This window comes from Endozoicomonas sp. ISHI1, assembly GCF_024606225.1.
In the GTDB taxonomy this organism is placed as follows: Bacteria; Pseudomonadota; Gammaproteobacteria; order Pseudomonadales; family Endozoicomonadaceae; genus Endozoicomonas_A.
In genome coordinates this window covers 15,202-39,161 of sequence record NZ_JAGRPU010000014.1, presented here as the reverse complement: position 1 = coordinate 39,161, position 23,960 = coordinate 15,202, and the positions used below count along the sequence as shown (strand labels likewise).

At 48.4% G+C, this 23,960-nt stretch carries 21 protein-coding genes, 4 tRNA genes and 1 riboswitch; of the genes, 7 read left to right on the top strand and 18 right to left on the bottom strand.

What is annotated here, in order from left to right; translation table 11 throughout:
* Window positions 1-148: 148 nt before the first annotated feature.
* The 13 genes from rplL to birA form a co-directional block, all read right to left on the bottom strand.
* Window positions 149-526 (bottom strand): 50S ribosomal protein L7/L12, encoded by a 378-nt coding sequence (gene rplL / locus KBW69_RS10555; RefSeq protein WP_257275609.1) that lies wholly within the window; start codon window positions 524-526, stop codon window positions 149-151.
* 129 nt (window positions 527-655) lie between these two features.
* The gene (gene rplJ / locus KBW69_RS10550) at window positions 656-1,186 is read right to left on the bottom strand and encodes a 50S ribosomal protein L10 (protein WP_257275608.1); all 531 of its coding nucleotides are present in this window, start codon (window positions 1,184-1,186) and stop codon (window positions 656-658) included.
* A gap of 344 nt (window positions 1,187-1,530) precedes the next feature.
* Complete coding sequence (rplA, locus tag KBW69_RS10545; protein WP_257275607.1) at window positions 1,531-2,226, bottom strand: 50S ribosomal protein L1; 696 nt, start codon at window positions 2,224-2,226, stop codon at window positions 1,531-1,533.
* Complete coding sequence (gene rplK, locus KBW69_RS10540) at window positions 2,226-2,660, bottom strand: 50S ribosomal protein L11 (protein WP_257275606.1); 435 nt, start codon at window positions 2,658-2,660, stop codon at window positions 2,226-2,228. The genes rplA and rplK overlap by 1 nt, the downstream gene beginning before the upstream one ends.
* Window positions 2,661-2,839: 179 nt before the next feature.
* Entirely contained in the window at window positions 2,840-3,373 is a 534-nt protein-coding gene (gene nusG / locus KBW69_RS10535) for a transcription termination/antitermination protein NusG (RefSeq protein WP_257275605.1), read from the bottom strand.
* Between the two features lie 9 nt (window positions 3,374-3,382).
* Entirely contained in the window at window positions 3,383-3,754 is a 372-nt protein-coding gene (gene secE / locus KBW69_RS10530) for a preprotein translocase subunit SecE (protein ID WP_257254481.1), read from the bottom strand.
* Window positions 3,755-3,815: 61 nt separating this feature from the next.
* Window positions 3,816-3,891 (bottom strand) — tRNA-Trp (locus KBW69_RS10525).
* 148 nt (window positions 3,892-4,039) lie between these two features.
* Window positions 4,040-4,115: transfer RNA gene (locus KBW69_RS10520), tRNA-Thr, on the bottom strand.
* Between the two features lie 17 nt (window positions 4,116-4,132).
* Window positions 4,133-4,206 (bottom strand) — tRNA-Gly (locus tag KBW69_RS10515).
* A gap of 70 nt (window positions 4,207-4,276) precedes the next feature.
* Window positions 4,277-4,360: transfer RNA gene (locus tag KBW69_RS10510), tRNA-Tyr, on the bottom strand.
* Between the two features lie 106 nt (window positions 4,361-4,466).
* Window positions 4,467-5,165, bottom strand: a complete 699-nt coding sequence (locus KBW69_RS10505; protein ID WP_257254482.1) for an SPOR domain-containing protein — start codon at window positions 5,163-5,165, stop codon at window positions 4,467-4,469.
* Between the two features lie 94 nt (window positions 5,166-5,259).
* Entirely contained in the window at window positions 5,260-6,012 is a 753-nt protein-coding gene (locus tag KBW69_RS10500; RefSeq protein ID WP_257254483.1) for a type III pantothenate kinase, read from the bottom strand.
* Window positions 6,009-6,971, bottom strand: a complete 963-nt coding sequence (birA, locus tag KBW69_RS10495; RefSeq protein WP_257254484.1) for a bifunctional biotin--[acetyl-CoA-carboxylase] ligase/biotin operon repressor BirA — start codon at window positions 6,969-6,971, stop codon at window positions 6,009-6,011. The genes KBW69_RS10500 and birA overlap by 4 nt, the downstream gene beginning before the upstream one ends.
* 438 nt (window positions 6,972-7,409) lie before the next feature.
* Between birA and KBW69_RS10490 the strand changes: the two genes are divergently transcribed.
* The 6 genes from KBW69_RS10490 to KBW69_RS10465 all read left to right on the top strand — a co-directional run bounded on the left by KBW69_RS10490 (window position 7,410) and on the right by KBW69_RS10465 (window position 13,592).
* The gene (locus KBW69_RS10490; RefSeq protein WP_257280848.1) at window positions 7,410-8,756 is read left to right on the top strand and encodes a WD40 repeat domain-containing protein; all 1,347 of its coding nucleotides are present in this window, start codon (window positions 7,410-7,412) and stop codon (window positions 8,754-8,756) included.
* A gap of 193 nt (window positions 8,757-8,949) precedes the next feature.
* The gene (locus tag KBW69_RS10485; protein ID WP_257255577.1) at window positions 8,950-9,267 is read left to right on the top strand and encodes an aminotransferase class I/II-fold pyridoxal phosphate-dependent enzyme; all 318 of its coding nucleotides are present in this window, start codon (window positions 8,950-8,952) and stop codon (window positions 9,265-9,267) included.
* Between the two features lie 32 nt (window positions 9,268-9,299).
* Window positions 9,300-10,667: a WD40 repeat domain-containing protein gene (locus KBW69_RS10480; RefSeq protein WP_257280847.1), complete on the top strand. Its 1,368-nt coding sequence runs from the start codon at window positions 9,300-9,302 to the stop codon at window positions 10,665-10,667.
* Between the two features lie 56 nt (window positions 10,668-10,723).
* Window positions 10,724-10,969, top strand: coding sequence for a hypothetical protein (locus KBW69_RS10475; RefSeq protein WP_257280846.1), 246 nt, complete (start codon window positions 10,724-10,726; stop codon window positions 10,967-10,969).
* 183 nt (window positions 10,970-11,152) lie between these two features.
* Window positions 11,153-12,376 carry a WD40 repeat domain-containing protein gene (locus tag KBW69_RS10470; protein ID WP_257280845.1) on the top strand — a complete coding sequence of 408 codons (1,224 nt, stop codon included), beginning with the start codon at window positions 11,153-11,155 and terminating at the stop codon, window positions 12,374-12,376.
* Window positions 12,377-12,539: 163 nt separating this feature from the next.
* The gene (locus tag KBW69_RS10465) at window positions 12,540-13,592 is read left to right on the top strand and encodes a histidinol-phosphate transaminase (RefSeq protein ID WP_257280844.1); all 1,053 of its coding nucleotides are present in this window, start codon (window positions 12,540-12,542) and stop codon (window positions 13,590-13,592) included.
* On the opposite strand, the gene KBW69_RS10460 is transcribed toward KBW69_RS10465, so the two are convergent.
* The 5 genes from KBW69_RS10460 to KBW69_RS10440 all read right to left on the bottom strand — a co-directional run bounded on the left by KBW69_RS10460 (window position 13,593) and on the right by KBW69_RS10440 (window position 22,361).
* Window positions 13,593-17,918 (bottom strand): DUF2608 domain-containing protein, encoded by a 4,326-nt coding sequence (locus KBW69_RS10460; protein WP_257280843.1) that lies wholly within the window; start codon window positions 17,916-17,918, stop codon window positions 13,593-13,595.
* Between the two features lie 303 nt (window positions 17,919-18,221).
* Window positions 18,222-19,949 (bottom strand): phosphomethylpyrimidine synthase ThiC, encoded by a 1,728-nt coding sequence (thiC, locus tag KBW69_RS10455; protein WP_306670940.1) that lies wholly within the window; start codon window positions 19,947-19,949, stop codon window positions 18,222-18,224.
* Between the two features lie 86 nt (window positions 19,950-20,035).
* A riboswitch (TPP riboswitch) is annotated at window positions 20,036-20,140 on the bottom strand.
* Window positions 20,141-20,206: 66 nt separating this feature from the next.
* Entirely contained in the window at window positions 20,207-20,875 is a 669-nt protein-coding gene (locus KBW69_RS10450) for a phosphohydrolase (protein WP_257255556.1), read from the bottom strand.
* Window positions 20,872-21,702, bottom strand: coding sequence for a phosphodiesterase (locus KBW69_RS10445; RefSeq protein ID WP_257255557.1), 831 nt, complete (start codon window positions 21,700-21,702; stop codon window positions 20,872-20,874). The genes KBW69_RS10450 and KBW69_RS10445 overlap by 4 nt, the downstream gene beginning before the upstream one ends.
* A 143-nt stretch (window positions 21,703-21,845) precedes the next feature.
* Window positions 21,846-22,361 (bottom strand): GNAT family N-acetyltransferase, encoded by a 516-nt coding sequence (locus KBW69_RS10440; RefSeq protein WP_257255558.1) that lies wholly within the window; start codon window positions 22,359-22,361, stop codon window positions 21,846-21,848.
* Between the two features lie 249 nt (window positions 22,362-22,610).
* Here KBW69_RS10440 and KBW69_RS10435 point away from each other — a divergent pair, with 249 nt between their 5' ends.
* A complete protein-coding gene (locus tag KBW69_RS10435; RefSeq protein ID WP_257255559.1) occupies window positions 22,611-23,957 on the top strand; it encodes a PhoPQ-activated pathogenicity-related family protein in 1,347 nt (448 codons plus the stop codon).
* Window positions 23,958-23,960 lie beyond the last annotated feature (3 nt).

The window sequence follows — 23,960 nt, the reverse complement described above, 5'->3', positions numbered from 1 at the left end:
ACTCCATCAATTAATTGAACCATCGAACGTTGCCATCCGGCATAGAACGATATAGCTCATACAACGGAAAAAGGCCGGTGCCATAAAGGCACCAGCCACCTGAGACTATTATGCAATAGGCTCTGGATATTTCAACGCTGTCGTAGAATTACTTAACTTCTACGGAAGCGCCAGCTTCTTCCAGCTGCTTCTTCAGGTCTTCAGCTTCTTCTTTGCTCACACCTTCTTTCAGAGGAGCAGGAGCGCCGTCTACAACAGCTTTAGCTTCTTTCAGACCCAGGCCAGTCGCGCCGCGAACAACCTTGATTACGTTTACTTTCTTGTCGCCAGCAGAAGTCAGAATGACGTCAAATTCAGTCTGTTCAGCAGCAGCAGCGCCAGCGTCGCTAGCAGCAGCAGGAGCAGCAGCAACTGCAGCAGCAGCAGAAACGCCGAACTTCTCTTCCATAGCTTCAACCAGCTCAACAACATCCATTACAGACATTTCAGCGATTGCATTCAGGATATCTTCTTTAGACAGAGCCATTGTATGTCTCCAAAAATCTTTTTTGGGGTAAAACCCCGGAATTCATTAAATAAGAGAGAAAAACCAGCCAGCAGGTCACTTCCACACCAAGGACTTCCTTTGCAGTGAACTTCATGCCTGCCAAAGGGCTTATGCGGCTTTTTTCTTCTCGTCGGCAACAGCTGCCATTACACGTGTAATGCTGCCTGGGAACTCGTTCAGAGTTCTTGCCAGCTTGGTCACAGGTGCAATCATCACACTCATCAGCATCGCGCGAGCCTGATCCAGAGTAGGCATCTTGGCCAGAACATCAATTTGCTCTGCACCCAGAACCTGTCCAGAGATGGACAGAGCCTTAACTTCCAGAGCATCGTTCTCTTTAGCGAAGTCCTTCATCAGACGCGCTGCCGCGCCCGGGTCTTCCTGAGAGAAGGCCAGCACAGTTGGACCAACCAGAGAGTCTTGCAGGCACTCGAAATCAGTGCCTTCAACAGCGCGCTTGGCCAAGGTGTTACGTACAACCTTCAGGTATACGTTACCTTCACGAGCCTGCTTACGCAGTTGCGTCATCTGGTCAACCGTGAGACCACGGTAGTCCGCGATTACAGCCGACAGAGCGCTTTGTGCAGCCTCGCTGACTTCGGCGACAATCGCCTTCTTGTCTTCGAGTCCTAACGCCATTGGCTTTACTCCAAATTATGAAGTTAACACCCAGCTCTTCAGCCACTGAAAAGCCGGGCAATTACAATACGGTGAAGGGTTAATAGCAAAACACTGTAACAGTCTTTTGTATTGCTCACCGTCTACGCAGGAAATTAAGCGTCGATCTTTTTGTCAGACCTCTGGCCCAACCCCGATTAAACAGGCACAGATCTTCACACCTACGATCTTTGACGACCTCCGAAAACCGGAGACCCCAAAGTCTTTCGGATACTGCAGACATGCTGCCTGCAGCTTTCCGCTATTCATTTACCAGCTCAAGGCTGTTTATCAGCTCAAGGCTGCTTTAAGCAAATCCGTGAATACTAGATATTCAGTGAGTTCATGTCGATGGTCAGTCCCGGGCCCATAGTAGAAGACAGGGTGACTTTCTTCATGTAAATACCCTTGCTGGAAGAAGGCTTCAGCTTCTTCAGTTCAGCCAGTAGTGCTTCAGCGTTCTCTTGCAGTGAACCCGCTTCAAAATCGATCTTGCCGATACCCGCGTGGATGATACCGTTCTTATCAGTACGAAAACGTACCTGACCGGCTTTAGCGTTTTTAACGGCTTCAGCAACGTTTGGAGTAACAGTACCCACTTTAGGGTTAGGCATCAGGCCACGTGGACCCAGAATCTGGCCCAGCTGACCTACAACGCGCATCGCATCGGGAGAAGCGATAACAACGTCAAAGTTCATTTCGCCAGCTTTAACCTGAGCAGCAAGATCGTCCATACCAACGATGTCAGCACCGGCTTCTTTGGCCGCTTCAGCGTTAGCACCTTGTGTAAACACAGCAACACGGACGTCTTTTCCGGTACCTGCAGGCAGAACGGTAGAACCACGAACAACCTGATCAGATTTACGAGGATCCACACCCAGGTTGACTGAAATTTCAACAGATTCCTTGAACTTGACGCTGGATACTTCTTTCAGGACGTTAGCCGCTTCTTCAAAGGAATAAGCCTTTTCAGCTACAACCTTCTCAGCAATCATTTTGGCGCGCTTGGACATCTTAGCCATTATTCCACACCCTCCACGTTGACACCCATGGAACGAGCGGAACCAGCGATGGTGCGGATTGCCGCATCTTCGTCTGCTGCAGTCAGATCAGGTTCTTTAATCCTGGCCACTTCCAGCAACTGCTCACGAGTAGCAGTACCTACTTTTTCTGTATTTGGACGACCGGAACCTTTCTTGAGCTTCAGAACTTTCTTCAGCAGAACGGATGCAGGTGGAGTCTTGGTCTCAAAAGTGAAACTACGATCGCCGTATACGGTAATGATTACCGGAATCGGCATACCAGCGTCCATCTCCTGAGTCTTGGCGTTGAACGCCTTGCAGAACTCCATGATGTTCACACCGTGCTGACCCAGAGCGGGACCAACAGGTGGTGAAGGGTTAGCTTTACCTGCAGGAACCTGCAGCTTGATGTAAGCTTCGACTTTCTTAGCCATATCAACCTCAACAATGGGTCACCGCATCAACAGCGTCTACCGGTTTTCACCAGAAGTACCTGTTTCAGCTACCCGTTCCGGGCTTTCGCCCCTCAGATAAAAACCCTGCGCCATTCACACAGCACAGGGTCTTAAACTCTTATAGTGTCTGCTATCCCTAAAGACACGCTCAAGACAGATCAGACTTTTTCGACCTGAGCAAACTCGAGCTCAACCGGTGTAGAGCGACCGAAAATCATTACCGCCACATGCAGACGACTCTTCTCGTAGTTCACTTCCTCTACTACGCCGTTGAAGTCCGCAAACGGCCCATCAATAACCCGAACCATCTCACCAGGTTCGAACAACGTCTTGGGACGAGGTTTCTCAACACCTTCCTGAACACGCTGCAGTATCGCATCGGCCTCTTTTTCAGTGATAGGTGCCGGCTTATCCGCGGTACCACCAATAAAGCCCATCACTCGAGGAGTATCTTTAATAAGATGCCAACTATCTTCATTCATTTCCATCTGGACTAATACATATCCAGGGAAGAATTTACGCTCACTTTTGCGCTTCTGGCCGTTCCTGATTTCAACCACTTCCTCGGTAGGCACCAAAATCTCACCAAAGAGATCCTCCATACCATGAAGTTTTACGCGCTCAATCAGCGAACGCATCACCTGCTTCTCATAGCCGGAGTAGGCATGAACCACATACCAACGTTTCGCCATTATTTATCCCTATCCAATCAGGCTACTGATGATCCAGCCTAGCAGAGAATCAAGCGCCCATAAAATGAGCCCCATAATAACAACCACCGCCACAACAATCAGCGTGGTCTGAACAGTTTCCTGACGAGTCGGCCAGACTACTTTTCGAATCTCAACCTTTGCTTCTTTGACCAATGTCCAAAAAGCATCACCCTTTACGGTTTGAAGCGCAATAAACCCGGCCACTACAGCCAGAGCCACCAACGCCAACGCTCTATAGAGAACAGAATACTCACCAAAGTACACATTCCCGCCAACACCAGCAACTAACAGAACCGCCACCAGAGCCCACATGAGCCCGTCCAGTCGTCCTTTAGATGCTACTTCAGGTTTTCCACTCATTGGTTGACTATCTCTACTCGGATAAGCTTTGTCAGAACAAAACGCTGACATAAAATAGAAATGGCAGGCCAGGAGGGAATCGAACCCCCAACCCCCGGTTTTGGAGACCGGTGCTCTACCAATTGAACTACTGGCCTGTATCTTTGAGCAGTCTTGTTATACCCACCCCGATACAAGGACCGATCAATTATAATCGACCCCAATCAAGCTGAAAAGTCTTATTCTTTTTTAAACCTCTTTTAACAGAGGCCAGAAACAGGAGTAAACTACCGTATTTCTATCATATGGAGCTCTTGAGCAGATTTGAACTGCCGACCTCACCCTTACCAAGGGTGCGCTCTACCAACTGAGCTACAAGAGCACTTAAATCAGAATCAATGGAGCGGGTAGCGGGGATCGAACCCGCATCATCAGCTTGGAAGGCTGAGGTTCTACCATTGAACTATACCCGCGAAGCAGGACCACATCATGCAGTATGCCCACTTATCAAGCCAACTTACAACAAAAGAAGACCTGGCAATCTGGTGGTGGGGGCTGGATTCGAACCAGCGAAGCTTTCGCGTCAGATTTACAGTCTGATCCCTTTGGCCGCTCGGGAACCCCACCAAGTGCTGCGCTATTTTATTCAGGAGCTTTTCAATGTCAAGTTTGTTTCCCTGCAAACGATACAGAAAGCCTGCTTTATTTAACCGCCCCGAAGCGCAGGCGTATATTAGTGAATCGAATCATCGGATGCAACGCTTTTGCAGTTTTTTTCCAGCATTTTCAGATCATTGTATTCGTCGGCCTGTCTCTCCCAAAAACCAGCACTTAACTTTTTTGCTTCTGAATCCGTCATCTCCAGCCAGAAAGTTTCAGGCTCACGGGGCAACTTTTTAATAGCGGGTTCATAACCCGCTTCTTGTACACGACGACTGACTTCATTTGCCGAAACCTCTTTACTGAATAACCCCAGAGATATGCCATTGGCCAGTTCTCCCTGTGTAATCACAAAACTGTCTATCCCCTGCCCCTGCAATTCTCTTAACAATCTTATTGCCGCCTGACGATTACTTCGGGGCGGAATATGCACCCAGTAGTCTGCAAGCATTACCTCATTGTCAGAGCGTTCTCTACTCGAAACACCCACTGAAAAGAGTTTTTGCTGCAGACTGTCTGCTTTTGCTGAGGATTCAAAAGGTCCCACTACAAGACACTGAGCTTCAGCGATTCCCTTGGTTTCTTTTTTCTTCAGTGTTTGCTCAGGAAGTGTTGACGCCATTTCAGAGAGCAGCATCAATCTTTTACCTGCCTGTACAGGCACTTCGGTGTCGACTTTTATTGCCCGATAAGGCTTATGAGACTGGTGATAATAGCCCCAAACAAAGTAGCCGACATTGGACAAGAGAAGTATTAGAACGATCCAGCGCATACTAAAAACCGAATTTTGAAAGTTACACCCTATAAAGAACCTCTTTAAAAAGTATGACTTCCCGTTAATTGTTAATCAGAGTGATCAATTAACATTATTGTCTTTCAGAGGCAATCGAGAGTCCATCCAAAACCAGCTCTTCAATCAGAACCTGCTCTATTTCTTCCTTTATATAGGCTTGCAACAAAGAGGCATCACCTCCGGTTAAAAACAAACGGGCTCCCGGCCATTTGAGACAAGTCTCATTAATGAGAGATACTGCCATGGCCAGAACACCATGATTAATGCATTCTGAAGTGACAGTGCCCAGTGCCGTCGCCTCTGCAGGATGCTCAATGTTGTCGAGATTGGCTGTATTGACCGCCAGAGCTTTCTTCATCAGACGGATACCCGGAACAATGAAGCCCCCCTGATGATCTCCCTGACCATCAATTACATCCACTGTAATAGCTGTACCACAACTAACAACGACTTTGGTGTCGTCGAGTGGATGAGCATGTGCCGCTAGCATGGCCAGCCAACGATCTACACCCAACCTCTCTACTTCTTTATAGATAACCGTGAGACCAGCAAAGGTTTTTTGGGTTTTGGCAATAAATGGCTCTATGCCGGTAGCTTCTGACAATATGCGCAACAACTGACCTAATCTTGCGTTTCCAGAGACTGTCGAAATAGCAATGGAATGAAGAGTACCCCATTGTTCCAGCAGCAGAGACAAGATAATCTGCCAGTCAGCATCATTATTAATGAAGCCTGACTGAACGGCAGCTCTACCCGCCATCAGACGCCATTTGAGCCGCGTATTTCCTGCATCCAGCTGCAGCTGACTACCCGTGAGTTTGTTCATGACTGACGTAATGACACTTCACCACCATTAAACACATGAAGACCAGAAGCTGTCTCAAGCAGCAGTCCACCCTGATCATCCACTCCCATGTAACGCCCTGTTACGGATCGGGTAGAAGCCATTATTGTAACTTCCCTGCCATGAAAGGCATCGTATTCATACCATTGTTCCCTGTACAGTTTAAAGCCACCTTGTCCGAACCCATCGAGTAAATGTGTCAGAGTATTGATCAACTGACCTGCGACCGCGTTTCGACTCACCGCTCTGCCACACACCCGGAAAAGGTCGATAGCAGGCTGACCCACTGACGCCAACTGCTCATCACTTAAACGGACATTAATGCCTATCCCAATCACCACTTCACACTCTCCCGTGGGATCTCCATGAACTTCCAGTAACACACCGCAGAGTTTTTTACCCTGCCAAAGAACGTCATTGGGCCATTTAAGCTTTAACTCTCTGGCTCCCAGTGTTTCCAATGCTTTCGCAACACCCAGACCGACCGCAAGACTGAGCCCTTCCAGCGAAGCCGTTCCCTCACCGCTCTGCCACAAGGCTGATAAACACACTGTTGAACCAAAAGGACTGCTCCATACACGACCCCGTCGCCCCCGCCCTTTTAACTGATGCTCAGCCAGACAAAAACGGATGACCCCTTCGGAAACCGGTCCAAGGGCACGAACCAGATCATTGGTTGACTTTGTAATAACGCAGGTATGAACTTCAGATTTATTACGAACGTCAGGATCTATAAAGCTTTCAATCTTTTTGTGATCAAGAAGCTCAACACCACCGCCGAGGCGGTAACCCTTACCTCGCACAGAATCCAGTGCCAGGCCAAGCTCTTCAACCGCTTTCAGTTTTTTCCAGACAGCTGCCCGGCTAATCCCAAGATGCTCACCCAGTTCTTCACCGGAATGGAATTGTCCATCTGCCAACAAGCCCAGTAATTTATCCATCAACCACTCCCAACAACTGAGAGCAAATAATATGCGCTTCATTCCAGCTGCTCAAATCATTCAGACATTCAGTCTGATTCAGCAGATGCCAGAAGAAGCGGTTACAAGAGGCGTTACAGAAGTGCATAATGCTTCGCTGCGTACAACCTTCTTAAGTCACATTGTTCACAGCGGTTCTTCAAGGAACGATATTGCAGTGGGTCTTTTAGTTTTCTTTCACCCGGACCGAGCTTATACTCAACCTCAAGCGATCAGTCCGGATGCTCTCTTTTGCAACTCTGCGTGAGAGAGAGGTTTTTCATCCAAGATACTGAAAGTACTGAAAGCGCTCCTGTCATGAAGAAGTCTCAACTCTCTATCTTCACTGTTTTTTGTCATAGCCACGCCGGCTCCGGAAACTTTCCGAATGATTCAAAGCCGGAACTCTGGAGGAAGGTAATGAACTTTGGAAAGGGTCTGACTATCGCAAGTCTGCTTATCTCTCTGCCATTAAACCTTACAAAAGCTCAATCAGGCTTTAATCAGCGAGCACAAATACCTCCTCAATTATTCTATGAAATTAACACAGATCCGAACCAGCCACAGGCAATACCCACTTCAACGCCCACTGTCGCACAGCCAGCACCTTGTGGACCCCACAGTGCTTTGAGTATTGCATGGAATAAAAACAGTACGCTCATGGCTGTGGGAGTCGGTTCCGGCGCTATTCGCTGCGGCCTTGCAGGATCCTTGCAAATCTTTAATGTGAGTTCAGGGATCCCCAGACTTCTGCGTACCATACACGCAACAAACTGGATAAAAAGCGTTACTTTCAGCCCCGACGGCACTCAGCTTGTAACGGGAGGGGATGATAATACGGTCAATGTTTATGAAGGGGTGAGCCCGTTCAACCACCTGCAAACCCTGACCGAAGCGGGAAGCGATGTAAATACTGTTGCCTTTAACTCCAACGGCACCCTGCTGGCAGCCGGGGGGGAAGATTCAGAGGTCAGGCTTTATATTAAAAACGTGAGAAATCTGTTCACCCTCGTGAAAACCCTGTCCGATGCAAGAGGCCATATAAAAGGCGTTGACTTCCACCCCATCAACGGCCAGCTGGCAGTCGCTGAGCAACGCAGCAGGTTAAGAATTTATAGCGGGATCAGCCCGTATAACCGCCTGGAAAACTTGTTCGTTTCAGGCAGCTTTTTGTTGACTGTTGCCTACAACTCCGACGGCACCCTGCTGGCATGTGCGGATACTAGAAAAACAGTCAGGCTTTATAATGGGACGAATCCGGACGAAAACAGCCCTCTGCAAACCCTCGTGTTACCGCAACGGATAGAAAGCATTGTCTTCAACCAAGAAGGTACCCAGCTGCTAATTGGTTATGTAAATGGAGGCGTCGATGTTTATGGGGAACTCAAGTCGTCACCCCGCTTGACAATTATTCCGATAGCAATGCCATTATCGCCAGCATACGCCCTTGCATTCAGCCCTGACGGCAAATGGCTGTCAATTGGTAGATTGGATCGTGCCCTGATGTATAGGGTCGATGGTGTAAGATTACCTACAGCTCAAGCCAGCACAACTGAAGCGATTACAACAGCAGTCGCTGCAACAGCGGTCAATACAACAGCAGTCAATACAACAGCAGTCAATACAACAGCAGTCAATACAACAGCAGTTAATACAACAGACGCCAGTACCGGAACCACCACAGAAATAGATAATTCTTCGACGCTTAAAGCCCTTTCGCTAATCGTACTATTAACAGCAGTTCTCCAGGACATCGTACTGCAATGACATTTCCGGAAAACTATCTGGCCAATTCAGACACGGTCATGGATGATCTTTTGGGTTGATCCGACCTTCCAGAAAACAAATAACAGACTCATGTTATTAAGCCTGCCCACGGCTGCTCATGTGACTTTCCTTGTCTTGCCCGACGAGCTTTGCATACACTGGCACCCTGGAAGAACAAGCAGGAATGTTTGTCATGAGTATTTTCAAATCCCACATTGTCCAAATGGGAGCTTATACCCCACCTCTGGAAGGCCGGGACTCTCATGACCACCTGCTGCTGGACTTTAATGAGCGAACCCTGCCAGTTTGTCCTTCAGTAAAACAGGCGATGATTACCAACGGCTCCGACCAGGGTATTGACCTGATCATCCGCTCAGCCTGCCATCAAGGTGAAGAAGCCATCATTCCCGACCCCTCATTCGCCATGTATCACCAGCTGGCCAAGGCAGAAAACCTCAACATATTTTCACCGTTTTTTGTCATGGCCACGCTGGCTCTGGGAACTATCTGAGTCATTCAAAGCCGAAATTCTGGAGGAAAATAATGAACTTTGGAAAAGGTCTGGCTATTGCAAGTCTGATTATGTCTCTGACAGGAAGCCTTACACAGGCTCAAATGTCAGGCTCGAATCAGCGAGCACAAATACCTCCTCAATTATTCTATAAAATTGCTATAGATCCGAACCAGCCACAGGCAATACCCACTTCAACGCCCACTGCCACCCTGCCAGCACGTTGTGGACCTCACAGGGCTCTCAGTATTGCATGGAATAAAAACAGTACGCTCATGGCTGTGGGAGTGGGTTCCGGCCTTTTTCTCTGCGGTCGTACAGGAGCCCTGCAAATCTTTGATATGAGTTCAGGAATCCCCAGACTTCTGCGTACCATACACGCAACAGAATGGGTAGAAAGCGTTGCTTTCAGCCCCGACGGCACTCGGCTTGTAGCCGGAGGGGATGATGATACGGTCAATGTTTATGAAGGGGTGAGCCCGTTCAACCACCTGCAAACCCTGACTGAAGGGGCAAGCGATATAGAGACTGTTGCCATTAACTACAATGGCACCCTGCTGGCAGTCGGGGGGGAGGATACAGAAGTCAGGCTTTATCTTAAAAACAGGAGAAGTCTGTTCACCCACGTGCAAACCCTGTCCGATGCAGGAAGTTATATAGTAGGCGTTGACTTCCACCCCATCAACGGCCAGCTGGCAGTCGGCGAGGAAAGCCATAGGGTAAGAATTTACAGCGGGATCAGCCCGTATAACCGCCTGAAAGAGTTGTTCGTTTCACGCAGCCAGGTATTGGCTGTTGCCTACAACCCCAATGGCACCGTGCTGGCAACTGCGGATAATCAAAAAACGATCAGGCTTTATAATGGGACGGATCCGGACGAAAGCAATCCCCTGCAAACCTTTACGGTAGCGGAACGGATATCGAGCATTGCCTTCAACCGAGAAGGTACCCGGCTGCTAGTTGGGTTTACAAATGGAAGGGTCGATATTTTTGAGGGAATCAGTTCGTTAGTCGCCCTGGGCTCCCTGCCGTACGTAATGCCACCGTGGTCAGCATTCGCCCTTGCATTCAGCCCCGACGGCAAATGGCTGTCAATCGGTAGAGAAGATATCCTGATGTTTAGGGTCGATGGTGTAAGAGCACCTACACCTACAACTCCAGCCAGCTCGACTGAAGCGATTACAACAGCAATCGCTGCAACAGCAGTCAATACAACAGCAGTCAATACAACAGCAGTCAATACAACAGCAGTCAATACAACAGCAGTCAATATGACAGTAGTCAATACAACAGACGCCAGTACTGAAGCCAGCACAAAAATGGATAATTCTTCGACGCTTAAAGCCCTTTCCCTAATCACTCTATTAACAGCAGTTCTTCATAGCATCGTAATGCAATGATATTTTCGGAAAACTATCTGGCCAATTCAGACTCATGAGAGAACTGAATAGGCCAAATGGCTCTCCGAATTCTGTACTTTTTTAATGACTTATCACCCCGCTCCTGCAATACCGATCTTATACACCTTGATCTATCCATCATGTCCTCCGGAAAGTGGACCCAGTTGGTGCCGGTGGCAATCTATCGCTACCAGAGTGGCAGTCACCGCAGAGGTTCGTTCATCAGGTATTACAACAATGCCTTTTACAGCATCGTCACACACTACAGTCAGCTCGGGATTCAGGCGGGCTGGCAGCCATAATTGGAGTGTTCCAACCTAAACATGAGAATTATTACTATTTGTATTTGCGAGGTGGTGTGCAATTGATACGGATCAACAGATTACCGGTGAAAAGTTCTGATGAACAGCACTGGATCCAGGAGGCTGTCCGAGAATGGACTGCCCTACTGCGGTTGTTGAAAAACAGAGTTCTGGAGAAGGGTAATGAACATTGAGAAGATTCTCGCTACTGCTAGCTTGGCTATCTTTCTGGCATTAAGCTGTTTACAAGCGCAGGTCCAAAAGCCTCAATTAATCCATGAAATTGATGTAGATCCAAACCAGTTACCGCCCCCCCTGTCAAAACATTGCCCGCCCCACAGGGTTTTAAGTATTTCATGGGATAAAGATAATAGGCTGATGGCAGTAGGAATTGGTTCCGGCGGAGGCGGATGCTCTTTTTCAGGCGCTGTACAATTTTTTGATATGACTGCCCAGGGAGAACCCAGACTCATGAAAACCCTGCACTTGACAGACTGGGCAGGAAGCGTTGCCTTCAACCCAAAACGGACTGAACTGGCAATCGGCGGGCATGATAAAAAGGTCTACATCATAAATGGTACAAGCCCTTTCAACGTTCTGAAGATCCTGCCCGAAGCGACAGACAGAATACAGTCTGTTACTTTCAACCCCAATGGCACCCAACTGGCAGCCGGGGGATATGATACAGAGGTCAGGCTTTATAACGTGACAAATAGGTTCAGACTTATGAAAGTGCTGTCCGAATCGAGAGGCCGAATAACAGATATTGACTACCATCCCAGCCTTGCCGAGCTGGCCGTTTCGTCGGAAGATCACAGACTAAGAAAATACAGCGGGATACCCCCATTTACCCTGAAACAAGAGTTGAACGATTTAAATACCGAGTTACAGGCCGTTGCATACAACCCCGACGGAACCCAGCTGACTATTGGAGGCAATAGTACATTTGTCATGATTTATGATTTATTGCAGCAGCACTTCTACTCATACTCGTTTTCCGTGCCAGACTCGGTAACGAGCATTTCTTACAACAAAAGCGGTATCGAGATGGCCATTGGGTTTCTGAACGGAGAGATCATGGTTTATAAAAAAGAGGAGGATATTCCAACTCCCATCAACATTTACAGCCTTTACGGTGGATCAACAAGAACGATATACAGCCCTGATGGAAAATTGCTGGCAACCTGGGGGAGTGATGACAAGATCATGATGTATCAGATCGTTTCAAGAACGGTTACAGGAGCAGTTACCAAAACAGTTACCGAAGCAGTTACCACAACAGTTACCGAAGCAGGCTCAGAAGTCAGCACTGAGTCTGGCACTGAAGTAAAAAATGCTTCGACTCTTGTAGCCCTTACTTTTGCTGCCTCATTAACTGCTGCTCTCGAAGGCATCATATTCCAATGATGATGCAGCAGCTATAGTCAAACGGTTTAAGGAAATGGCCGGAGTTTGCTAATTGCTTCGCAAAAGGATGGGGAACCTCGCGCTTTAAGTTGGCTTGTCTGCCACGCTCTGCATATACTTGCGCTGCTAATCAGGACTACAAGAGCAAGCAGGCACGTTGATCATGAGTATTTTTAAATCCCACATTGCCCAAATAGGAGCTTATACCCCACCTCTGGAAGGCCGGGCCCCTCATGACCACCTGCTGCTGGACTTTAATGAGCGTACCCTGCCAGTCTGCCCTTCAGTAAAGCAGGCGTTGATTGATTTCATTCAGGATGATCGTCTGCAGTGCTACCCATCCTACGGGAACATTACTACAAAGATTGCCAGATACTGCAATGTTGATGCCGCACAGGTGATGATCACCAACGGCTCCGATCAGGGTATTGATCTGATCATCCGCTCAGCTTGCAGTGAAGGTGAAGAAGCCATTATTCCCGGCCCCTCATTCGCCATGTATCAACAGGTCGCCAAGGTAGAAAACCTTAAAATCATTGAGCCTTCGTATTCTGTAGACCAAGGCTTTCCCAAGCAGGCTGTACTTGATGCCATTTCCGACAAAACCCGGCTTATAGTGATGGCCAATCCCAACAATCCAACGGGTACTGGTGTGGCCAGAGAAGAGATTCTTGAAATTGCAGCCGCAGCACCCAAAGCCGCCATTCTTGTGGATGAATGTTATTTTGAATACACACAGGAAACGGTAGCAGATGTCGTTGAGCAGTACCCAAACCTGGTGATTACCCGCACCTTCTCAAAAACCTGGGGATTGCCTTCTGTTCGTCTCGGTTATGTCATCAGTAATAGCGGGAATATACGAGCACTGCTGAATGTTCGTGGCCCTTACGACGTTAATCAGCTGGCGGTGGTTGCAATTGATGCAGCACTTTCCAACCCGGGCTACACCGAACTGTATGTTAAAGAAGTGATGGAGGTCTCCAAACCCATGTTTGAAGATTTTCTGAACAGGAAAGGGATTGATTACTGGCCCAGTGTCGCCAACTTTATCTGGACATTCCCAAATAATCCGGATGAGATCGAAAAACACCTCAGGGCTCACCATATTCTGGTTCGACCAAAAGCCGATGAAAGCGGCAGAGTCGGTTTAAGAATTAATCTGGGCAATAAGGCTCAAACCGAGTCTCTTATCCAAACCTTGTCCCAGATAGTCTGATTATTTAACACCAATCACTGGTCTCCCCAAATGCCGGGGAGGCTGGTAGTCTCTGGGTAATTTATAGTTTCGCCAGTCAAAACTGGCGTTGAACACTTTCAAACTATCAAACTTACCTCTCATTAGAGGCGATTCGTTTATATAGATCGCTTTCAATTCTTCAGAATTCCAACCCTTATCATCGGACAGCACCTGCAACTCAGTAAATCGCTCAAAACTGATATCAGGACCTTCTCCATCTTCAGACATGAACGTGTCTTTAATAGCAGCAAAATCCACCCTGTAGGTCATCGGTTTAGCGCCATAAAAGTGGAATGTTGTATAGGGTATGCCACGTTGATCAGCGGCCTTTTCAACAGAATCCAACATGCCCTGCACGTCGTCTACCATAACGACGTGCTGTGCCGGGTGCCCGGATGTGTCGAGGTAGTGATGCAGGCCCTGACCCTTGGTTTTCAGTGGCCCCGTTTGGACTTTGATCGTGATTGCATCATCAAACAGATGTCTGTCGAGTTGCGTTTTTTCAAGTTTTTCTCTCAAAGAGTCTTCTTCATTGGCGGTAAGCAGGATAATTTTGGCATTACCCGGACCCGCCTTTGTTCGAATGTCCTGAATGATTTTGGCCGTATCAGGATTGACCATACGCCTCTCTTGACGACCACCAGCCACTATATCTTTGGCGATGAGCGTTTCATCCAAATCAAAGCAGACCACAACAGGTTCGCCAGGCTTGATGTGCGCCAGCACTTCCCCAATGTTTTCTGATTTCTCCAATCTTTTTGACTCGCGAACCAGCACAGGTTCTGGTACGGCCTGCACTGCTTCCGGTGCTTTGGCTTCAACTACTGGCCCCTGCACATCTTGCCCCCAGGTCATGACCTGACGACCACGATCCATCAGGTTCAGCTTGATATCGTCTTTGACTTCTCTAGCCCTCCCCCTGAGAGCACGATTTTGTATTTTCCAGTCATCACCCGGGAATGCCCGTTTCAAGTTTCTTTCGATCTCTTCAGCTCCAAGACCTAAATCGCGTCGTATCTCAGCCAGTTCCTGCGAGGCAAGCTTTATATCTCTGGCAGCACGATCAGAAAGCCTTAACACCTCAACCATCAATGCTTTCATTTCATTGGGTCTGGAGACTTTCGCTTCGTCCATTCTCATCTGCAGAGAACTCATCTGGCTGCGCTTCAGGTTCAACCCTCCCCAGAGGAAATCCCAACCCGCTTCAGAGAAACATCTGGATAGATTCGCTTCTACCTCCACCGGACTCAATTGGAGTTCAGGTCGAATCTGTACCAGTTCCTGAGCAGCCTGCTTTCGACTTTGTGATGCAGCTGGAGATAACTTCCATAAGTCATCCATTAGTTGTTTCATTGCAGCCGGTTTACTAATCGGTTGAGCATTGATCACCTGTTGCTCAGCCCTGTCAATATTAGCCTTTACATTCATATCTATATCAGGACCACAGAACTCATCCCACTCCCGCTCTGTCGGAAACGCAGCATTAAAGTTGGTTTCCTGAACATCTTTCATCGCCTGATCAATCTGTGTATCGCTGTTTCTGAGTTGTTGAAACGTTTCATAAGCCGTTCGACGTGTACTTCTTTGCTCAGCGGTCAGACGCCCCAGATTCTTGATCAGATAGCGACACCAGTCTTGCCCTTTCTTTGGATCGAAGACGTCAAAACGTTGCTTCAAAGGCTCGACTTCACTGGGTCTTTTGAGCTGATAGGTCCCATCCCACAGCGAAGACCATAGCTCACGCCCGGGAGCTTTTTCCAACCCTTTGATAATTTCATCTCTGGCAGGTGCTCCGTTCACATTTGTGGATAACCAGTCAGCGGCCTCTTCAATACTTTTCTGGCATTGTTCAGGCACTCTTTCCAGATGCTCAAAGACCCCGATCAGATGGCCATAATTTCGATCATTAGCCAGACAGAGGTTAGTGCTGTCAATCTCCCTGTCATAGTGCTCATCACTCAAAAACTCTGGGGAGTACGCCTGGACGGAGACATTGTTGAAGTACGCCCTGGCTTCATCCGTCGGTGTGCCATCGGGATTGAGTACAGGAAACATCTGCCTGTTTTGCGCATCCACTACGATAAATCGCCCGGATGACTTCAGTCTTTGCACAAAGGTATAGTGGCCTGCACCACCACTGGTACCCGATTTAAGGACAACGTATCGGTCACTATCAAAAGCCTCGGCTAATGGTCTTTTGGCCGCACCTGGCTGTCTTTGCTGACCCTTTTTGATGGCTTCGAAAAATTCACCCACACGATTCTGAAACTCATGGTGATGCTGCTTTTCCTCAAGACCATCAACCTGAACCCAACCCACAATAGGTGTCGTCTGACTGGCATCAAAAGCAAGCTCTATCGGCGTTGAAATGCCATGAACCTGGTTATAACCCCTGCCTCTGGCAAAGTGCTCCAGAGAGTTGGCAAAGCCCTGACAATTTGAGTTACCCGCAGCCTGTCTTTTATACAGTTCAGACACAACGCTGTTAAGCAGTTCAAATTCAACTTCTTCATCGGCTGAAATCAGCGTCTGCTTATGAGGTGTCAGTCTATCCAGCTCGGCAAGGTGACCTGCTCTTTCACCGCCAAAACTTCTTTCGGTTATCTGCCGTTTGGCTTCATCCTTATCAATCCGTCCGAACTGGTATTCAAGTTTAATTCTGGAGCAGTTATGAGCCCGATCCATATCTTCCTTGATCAGGTCAAATGTTTCTGCGTCCATATTCTGTTGCATCTCATTTAGCAACTGTCGATGCTGTTCTTCCAGATCACTTTCAGCATTCTCAAAGGAGCCTGCATTAACCGGATGCTGATTAAACTGCTCACTAACAAGCCGGTCGGGTTGCTGGCGGGATGGCTGCAGACTATCCCACCGGGCCTTCATAGTCAGGAATTGTTGTTGAGTGTCGTCCATTCCCGACAATGGCCATGAAGCCTGCTCTAATGGCATAGCGATCGCAGCAGAAGCTACGGACGGTTTTTCCGGAATGGCAGGAGGTGTCATTGCTGTCTGCTGAGCTGTCTGCTGAGCTGCCTGCTCAGCGACAGAGGCTCCTTCCATTGATGGAACCCCGGTTTTGGCCGTTACCACAATTAACCCGGAAAACTCACGGATGTAATCCTGCCGAAGAGGACTTCTATTCAGAACTCCACGTGCCAGCTCTTCATCGGTATTTAAAAGATCAACAGCCACCGCAAGGTCTGCATCTTTTACATCCGGGTTGAATGCCTGAGCTTTTTTAAAGGCTTCAAGCTGCTCTGCTGTTGCTGCTGCTACCGGTAGCTGTGGGCCAACAAAGTCATCGCTCACATCGCTCAATGAGCTCTGGCACGTTTGCCAATCTTCATCATCCGACTCGTTGCTGTCGTCAGTAGATTCCGAAGACTCCCTCAAGAACTGCAGTAAGTCTTCAAGATTGGTAAAGACAGGTGTAGAGTCAACGTCATCTGTGGCAAAAGCTCCGTACATTAACTTGCCTTCCTGAACCAAACGCCCCAGTTCGTTGAGTTGAGGATCATCAAACTGCATATTATCCAGACAGGCGTTGACCATTTCATCGGTCATCACTTTATCCCGATAAGCCTGTTTCATGTCCTGAACGGTCAAACCGTATTGTCTGTCTCCGATAATCGCTACAAATAACTGGCAGGCTTCGTCGATCAGCTTCTCTTTTAATTTCGGTGGCGTATTTGGAGACAATCGTTGAGGCTGCTTGACATTATCAAGTGCATGACTAAAGCCGGCTTGCTTCCGATCCTGTCTGGTATGTTGAACGCCTCTGGGTGGGTTTGCCTTGAAATAATCAATAGCACGATCCATCATGCCAAAATGCAGGTCCAGATCACCCGTATGCGGTGAGGTGAAGACTCTTTTCCCTGATGCATTCGCTCTTGCGTGGGGCAAGGCCAGGTCATAAGGCTTCTCTTCATCAGGAGCCCGGTGTCTTGCACATTGAATCCGGATATCCACTTTCTCGGATTCCATAAAGTCCCTTAAATGGGCTTCCCAGTCACCCCCGTCTCTGCTTTTAGTGGTCAAACAGAACATTGTTATCAGGTTTTCAACTGCTGCCTGTATTTCATCCTCTGGCGCTTTGTTCAGGAGCAACTGAACCAACTCAACCTCAGCCTCATGCAACACCGTCAGACTCGCCTGATTTACCGCTATAAACTCATCATTCCACTCACTGGCTTTTCTTGGCGTGGCCGGATTTGTGATTGACACATCTCTTTTGAACAGCGGGGTTGCAGACCCGGTGGCCGTTTGTACTATACGACTAACACCCTGCAACTCCGGCTTATCCATGAGTTCGTTCTCTCGCTCGTAATAAATTTTTACGGAGCGACAAAAAGCAGTGTACTTATCAGACGGCCCCCGAACCCAACCGACTTTTTCCGATGACAATTGCCCCCTATCAAGGATGGGGTACTGGCCTGCAGCGTCTTTACGGGATTGAAAGAAACTCAGAAATGATTGAGGAGAAAACGGAACCACTATGACCTCCTGGATTGAGCAAAGCACTCCCAAAAGATTAGCAAGCAGTGGTGACGTCATATATTCGACAGGTCAGAAGGAGTCAGCCAGACGACTGACTCCCAGCGTTTATTTTCAGGCAGTTTCTTCCAGTTCGCGAACATCCTGAGTCATCCGCATGGGACAGAAATCAGGTCCGCACATGGAGCAGAACTCTGACTCCTTCGCACCTTCCTGAGGTAATGTCTCATCGTGATAGGCTTTTGCCGTATCGGGGTCCAGAGCCAGGTTAAACTGATCCAGCCAGCGGAATTCAAAGCGCGCCTTGGACAAAGCATTATCACGAATCTGGGCACCGGGATGACCTTTGGCCAAATCAGCAGCATGAGCGGCAATTTTATAGGCAATCAGACCTGCTTTTACATCATCTCTATCAGGCAGACCGAGATGCTCTTTGGGTGTGACATAACAAAGCATCGCACAGCCATACCAGCCGATCATGGCAGCTCCGATACCTGAAGTAATGTGGTCATAGCCCGGTGCCACATCAGTCGTCAGAGGCCCAAGGGTATAGAAAGGCGCTTCATGACAGTGCTCCAGTTGCATCTCCATGTTTTCCTTAATGAGGTGCATGGGCACATGGCCCGGTCCCTCAATCATGACCTGAACATCGTATTCCCAGGCAATCTTTGTCAGTTCCCCAAGGGTTTTCAGTTCGCCAAATTGCGCTTCATCGTTGGCATCGGCGATACAACCAGGTCGCAAACCATCACCCAGAGACAGGCTGATATCGTACGCCTGACAGATCTGACACAGCTCACGGAAATTGTCGTAAAGGAAATTCTCGGCATCATGCATCTCTGCCCACTGCCCCAGAATACCTCCCCCCCGGGAAACAATACCTGTCACCCGGTTTCTGGTTTTAGCAACATGTTCCCTGAGGACACCGGCATGGATCGTCATGTAATCCACGCCCTGTTCTGCCTGCTCGATGATGGTGTCCTTCATGACTTCCCAGTTCAGGTCTTTCACCTTGCCTTTGACCTTTTCCAGAGCCTGATAGATAGGCACCGTACCGATAGGCACTGGCGAGTTCCTGATAATCCACTCACGGGTTTCATGGATGTTCTTGCCTGTGGATAAGTCCATCACCGTATCGCCACCCCAGCGAACAGACCAGAGCATCTTTTCAACTTCTTCTTCAATGGAAGAGGTCACCGCAGAATTACCAATATTGGCATTGATCTTCACCAAAAAGTTACGCCCGATAATCATGGGCTCGGACTCAGGGTGATTAATGTTGGCCGGGATAATGGCCCGCCCTTCAGCGACTTCCTTTCTGACAAACTCTGGAGTGATGTGAGAGCCTTCGGTACGCCCCATATTCTCACGAATCGCAATAAACTCCATTTCAGGAGTGATTATCCCCTGTCTGGCGTAATACAGCTGTGAGACATTTTGGCCCGCCCTGGCTCTGCGGGGCGTTCTCAGTGCTTTGAAGCGAATCTCCTGCAGACGCAGATCAAACTGACGGGAGCGGGCAAATTCTGAGGACCGATCGTTGAGCAGCTCAGTATCAGCTCTTTCTTCAATCCACTTTGAGCGCAAACCCGGCAAGCCCTCATTCAAATCATGAGGAACACCACTCTCCGTGTAGCTGCCCGACGTATCATAAATCCGAACCGGTTCATTCTTGCCGCCACCAAAACGCTCAGGGGTATCGTGCAGATGAACTTCTCTCATACCGACACGAATGTCTTCGCGACTGCCTGTTACATAGGTTTTTTGGGAGTTGGGAAAGGGGCGACAGGCGTCCATCAGTAACTGCCGGTCAAAACCGGACGCATTTTTCTCGCAAGCCATCGTTTCAGTATCCTTCACGTTGAGTTCATGACTGTTTTCCAGTTCAAGACTGTTTTCCAGTTCACGACTGTTTCGAAATAGCTTGCCGGATAGGCCATCTTGTTCCCTTCGCAGGTATTAACCTGAGCAGGTTCTACGGATTCCGAAAAAAAAACTTTCGGTCTCAGCCCGTGGCGCTCCGACAAGATTGCCGGAAAGTATAAGCAGATTGCTAAGAGGTTAATAGTACAAAGATACAAAAAAAACCAAGACTTTATTTAGCTGTAGTCGCCTGAAAGCTCCTTACACAGCTGAGTTCGGAAGGACTGCAAAAAGTCGCTGTGACGAACTGCCATGTTGCGCCCGGGCTCTGTTTTCATGGTCTTCTGAATCTGCAAGAGCTTGATTTCAAAATGATCCAGTGAGTACTGACGATCGTTCAGTGTCCTGTTTTTCCCCATAGGGTCTTCGGGATCAAACAGTTTCTGGCCCAGCTTGCCACCCGTATAAAAACAACGGGCAATGCCAATCGCCCCAAGGGCTTCCATCCTGTCCGCATCCTGAACCACTTCAGCTTCCAAAGTTTCAGGGGGGATGTTAGCGGAATAACTGTGAGTTTTTACTGCATGACACACGGCAGCGATCAGGTCTTCAGGAAACGCCAGAGATTTCAGGCAAACTTCAGTCTCTTCAGCCGAAAGGGTGGAAGCTTTCGAGCGCTCCGGATGGTTTTTTGGCAACACAACAATATCGTGAAAATAACAGGCAGCAAGAACCACCAGCCGGTTAATGTCAAAATGGCCTTCATCCATCAGCTGTTGTGCCGTTTTCCAGACCCGCTGAAAGTGGGAAATGTCGTGAGAGGCATCCTCGCAATCCCGGTCTTGCAGAAATTCTACAAAACGTTTTTCCCAGTTTTTCAGAAGTGCAGGTTCATTAAATTTCATAATTCAGGGTCCAGAGGCTTTTGATAGCGCTGACAGGCTCTGCTGTTAATAGTGGGAGAATCATGCAAAAAATTGTGAGTGTGGACAACCAGTCTGTCGGGATGAATATCTACCAGGTTATAAACCGGAGGCTCTGGCGAAACAGAGTCAGGCTTGGGGTTATCAAAATTAAAAGGTGTCTGATGAACCAGAGAAGGTGGGCATGAAAAGCTGATTCCCTGCCAATGACCCGAAACAGAGCGGTGCAAATGACCGAAAAACAAATGCCTGATCCATTCTTTGTGGGGCTGAATCATTGACCTGAGTGCTTCTGAATTGACCAGATTGTCCCTGTCCATGCTTGCCAATCCCGTTTCAAATGGAGGATGGTGCATAAACAGACAAACCGGTTTGTTTGCAGCTTCCAGTTCATGCTTCAGCCATGCCAGTCTTTGCTCGCAGAGAACCCCACTGCGTTTTCTGTCATCCAGCGTATCCAGACAGATCAGGTTGACCAGTTCTGTCTCAACCGTAAATTGGATAAAGCCCTCCTGCTGCCTTGGATGGTTTGGGAAAACATCCAGAAAATTTTGTCTGTGATCATGATTGCCCATCAGGCAGTAAACCGGGAAAGACAACCTGTCGAGTTCTTCTTTCAAGGCTTTATAGGCCTCTTTTTCGCCCCAGTGAGTCAGGTCACCTGTGATGATGCAAGCGCTGGATTCCGGCACTTGCTGCAAAAGTGTGTCGACGCAGTGCTTCAACCTTGCCTGTGGGTCAATGTCATAATTCAACATTCCCGCCGGAACTAACTGGGGATCAGAGAAGTGTACAAATCGATAGGTCATGTAATGCAACTCCGTTATTGTTCTCAGCTTGAATGATCGTTCGGAAAAGTGCTCGCTTTAGGGGAAGCCCGTTTACAACGGGTTCCCAGACTGGCGAGACTGCCAACCAATACACGAGAGATATCTCCGATCCGGAAGCAATCCTAATGGTGGGGACTGAGAGCTTCTGCCGAACTCAGAGTAAACCGGGCAACCGTTACATTACACCAGCCTTCATACCCCGCCAGACTCATGCCCAATGATTCAATCACATCAAGGGCAAATTCATTCTGAGGTGAAGCAAAAGAGATGATTTCCTTGAAGCCCAATCTTCTGAACCCCAGGTCGGTCACTGCTTCAGCCGCTTCAATCACCAGCCCGCGGCCACGATACTCCTGACTGAATCGCCAGCTCATTTCGACAGTATCGCCATAGGCTGAAAATCCACAGCTGCCAATCAGCTGGTAAGTCTCTTTAAGCACAACCGCCCAACGAGACCAGCCCCTCTGGTCAAGTTCGATTTGAAAACGCCAGAGGTCGGTTTCTGCTTCAGAGGCGGGGGAGTGAGCACCATAACGCGGTTCTTTTTGAACCGATCCCGTGATATCGGCATACGGCTTTAAATCGGCTTCTTGCCAGGTTCGAAGGATCAGTCGGGGGGTTTCGGCAACAATCAGCACATGAGACTCCAGAAACTTCATGATCAGGCAAGATAATGTTTAGCCGATTTTTTGGCTTTAACCAGAACCTGTACCCAATAAATAAATGTTTACTGCTCTCTTCGACCCTGAAGGAACAAAAAAAGTTCGCCAGATCGAATCTTTTTTCCACAAAAACGATAGACTGACTACAAAATGAATACCGGCTTGTATTCTATCAATAACCGCCGATGACACTGAAATGAACTCCAGCAACCAAGAGGCTTGGCATTGAATCCTGAATTTCTGGACTTCCTGAATAGAGAAGATGACAACTTCAGCTGGCGCTGCCTTGAAACCTGTTATTCTGACGAGTTTCCAGCCGTCACAATGAGTCACTTAGAACTTATTTCCCAGACCTGGCAGGAGGGCATTCGCTTTGGTCTCCGTCAACCCGAATGGCAACACCGCCTGACGCTCTATTGGCCTGAAGAAGGTTCAGACAACCCCTGTCTGCTAATGATTCATGGAGGATCGAGGCACGATCCATCCCTTGAACTCACACCCTCACATAACGTCGATGGTGCACGATTATGCCAACTCACTAAAGCCCCGGTAGCCGTCCTCAGAGACGTGCCCAACCAGCCTCTGACCTTTCAGGATGGTGTTCCCAGGTCGGAAGATGATCTTGTTGCTTTTTCCTGGCAAGCCTTTCTGGAAGATCCTGAAAACAACGGCTTTATGCCCGTCCAGTGGCCCATGGTTAAGAGTGTAATCCGAACCATGGATGCCCTGTGTGAGTTCAGTAAAAAGTTCAGTGAAAAAGGGTCCACCCGAATAGATGATTTCATTATCGCCGGGGCTTCCAAACGGGGCTGGATTTCATGGTTGACGGCAGCTGCTGATCAGAGGGTCATGGCTCTTATTCCAATGGTGATTGATGCACTGAACATACAAGCCTGTATGCATCATCATCTGAATGTTTACGGCGGCTTTGCCAGTGCCATTCGCGATTATGCCGACAATGATCATGACATTCTGTCAAAGCTGGACTCTCCGGGTATGCAGCAATTGCTCAATGATATCGACCCTTTTGTTTATAGAAATCAGCTCTTCCTGCCCACGTTTATTGTTAACGCCAGTTGCGATGAGTTCTTTCCACCGGACTCTGCCCGTTTCTATTATCCGAAATTATCTGAATTAACCTGGCTCAGGTACTTGCCGAATGCCAGCCATTATCTGGGCCGGGATAGTGCTGTGAACATCGATGAGATTATGGCTTCTGTCTTTGGTGCGCTGATTTCGGAGCAGGACATGCCCGCCATGAACTGGCGACTGCTGGATGACGGTGGCCTGGAAATCAGAACCAGCCTTGAACCTAAGCTTGCGCGTGTCTGGGTTTGCCATAACCCCGACGCCAGAGACTTCCGAAAAGATGTACTGCAACAAGCTGGTATACGTTTTCAGGCAACTCACATAACGCCTGTCCACTCAAGACCCTGGACCTATCAATTCTGCCCCCAAGCCCCTGAAAATGGATGGACTGCATTCTTCATTGAGCTGGCTTTTGACAATGCGTCTTATCCGGATCTGATCTTAACGTCAGGCGTTCGGGTGACTCCTGACGTTTATCCTTGAACA

Bases quoted from the DNA above. Each gene is read 5' to 3' on its own strand.
- rplL (WP_257275609.1), bottom strand. From the start codon at position 526: ATGGCTCTGTCTAAAGAAGATATCCTGAATGCAATCGCTGAAATGTCT.
- rplJ (WP_257275608.1), bottom strand. From the start codon at position 1,186: ATGGCGTTAGGACTCGAAGACAAGAAGGCGATTGTCGCCGAAGTCAGC.
- rplA (WP_257275607.1), bottom strand. From the start codon at position 2,226: ATGGCTAAGATGTCCAAGCGCGCCAAAATGATTGCTGAGAAGGTTGTA.
- rplK (WP_257275606.1), bottom strand. From the start codon at position 2,660: ATGGCTAAGAAAGTCGAAGCTTACATCAAGCTGCAGGTTCCTGCAGGT.
- nusG (WP_257275605.1), bottom strand. From the start codon at position 3,373: ATGGCGAAACGTTGGTATGTGGTTCATGCCTACTCCGGCTATGAGAAG.
- secE (WP_257254481.1), bottom strand. From the start codon at position 3,754: ATGAGTGGAAAACCTGAAGTAGCATCTAAAGGACGACTGGACGGGCTC.
- KBW69_RS10505 (WP_257254482.1), bottom strand. From the start codon at position 5,165: ATGCGCTGGATCGTTCTAATACTTCTCTTGTCCAATGTCGGCTACTTT.
- KBW69_RS10500 (WP_257254483.1), bottom strand. From the start codon at position 6,012: ATGAACAAACTCACGGGTAGTCAGCTGCAGCTGGATGCAGGAAATACG.
- birA (WP_257254484.1), bottom strand. From the start codon at position 6,971: ATGGATAAATTACTGGGCTTGTTGGCAGATGGACAATTCCATTCCGGT.
- KBW69_RS10490 (WP_257280848.1), top strand. From the start codon at position 7,410: ATGAACTTTGGAAAGGGTCTGACTATCGCAAGTCTGCTTATCTCTCTG.
- KBW69_RS10485 (WP_257255577.1), top strand. From the start codon at position 8,950: ATGAGTATTTTCAAATCCCACATTGTCCAAATGGGAGCTTATACCCCA.
- KBW69_RS10480 (WP_257280847.1), top strand. From the start codon at position 9,300: ATGAACTTTGGAAAAGGTCTGGCTATTGCAAGTCTGATTATGTCTCTG.
- KBW69_RS10475 (WP_257280846.1), top strand. From the start codon at position 10,724: ATGGCTCTCCGAATTCTGTACTTTTTTAATGACTTATCACCCCGCTCC.
- KBW69_RS10470 (WP_257280845.1), top strand. From the start codon at position 11,153: ATGAACATTGAGAAGATTCTCGCTACTGCTAGCTTGGCTATCTTTCTG.
- KBW69_RS10465 (WP_257280844.1), top strand. From the start codon at position 12,540: ATGAGTATTTTTAAATCCCACATTGCCCAAATAGGAGCTTATACCCCA.
- KBW69_RS10460 (WP_257280843.1), bottom strand. From the start codon at position 17,918: ATGGATAAGCCGGAGTTGCAGGGTGTTAGTCGTATAGTACAAACGGCC.
- thiC (WP_306670940.1), bottom strand. From the start codon at position 19,949: ATGGCTTGCGAGAAAAATGCGTCCGGTTTTGACCGGCAGTTACTGATG.
- KBW69_RS10450 (WP_257255556.1), bottom strand. From the start codon at position 20,875: ATGAAATTTAATGAACCTGCACTTCTGAAAAACTGGGAAAAACGTTTT.
- KBW69_RS10445 (WP_257255557.1), bottom strand. From the start codon at position 21,702: ATGACCTATCGATTTGTACACTTCTCTGATCCCCAGTTAGTTCCGGCG.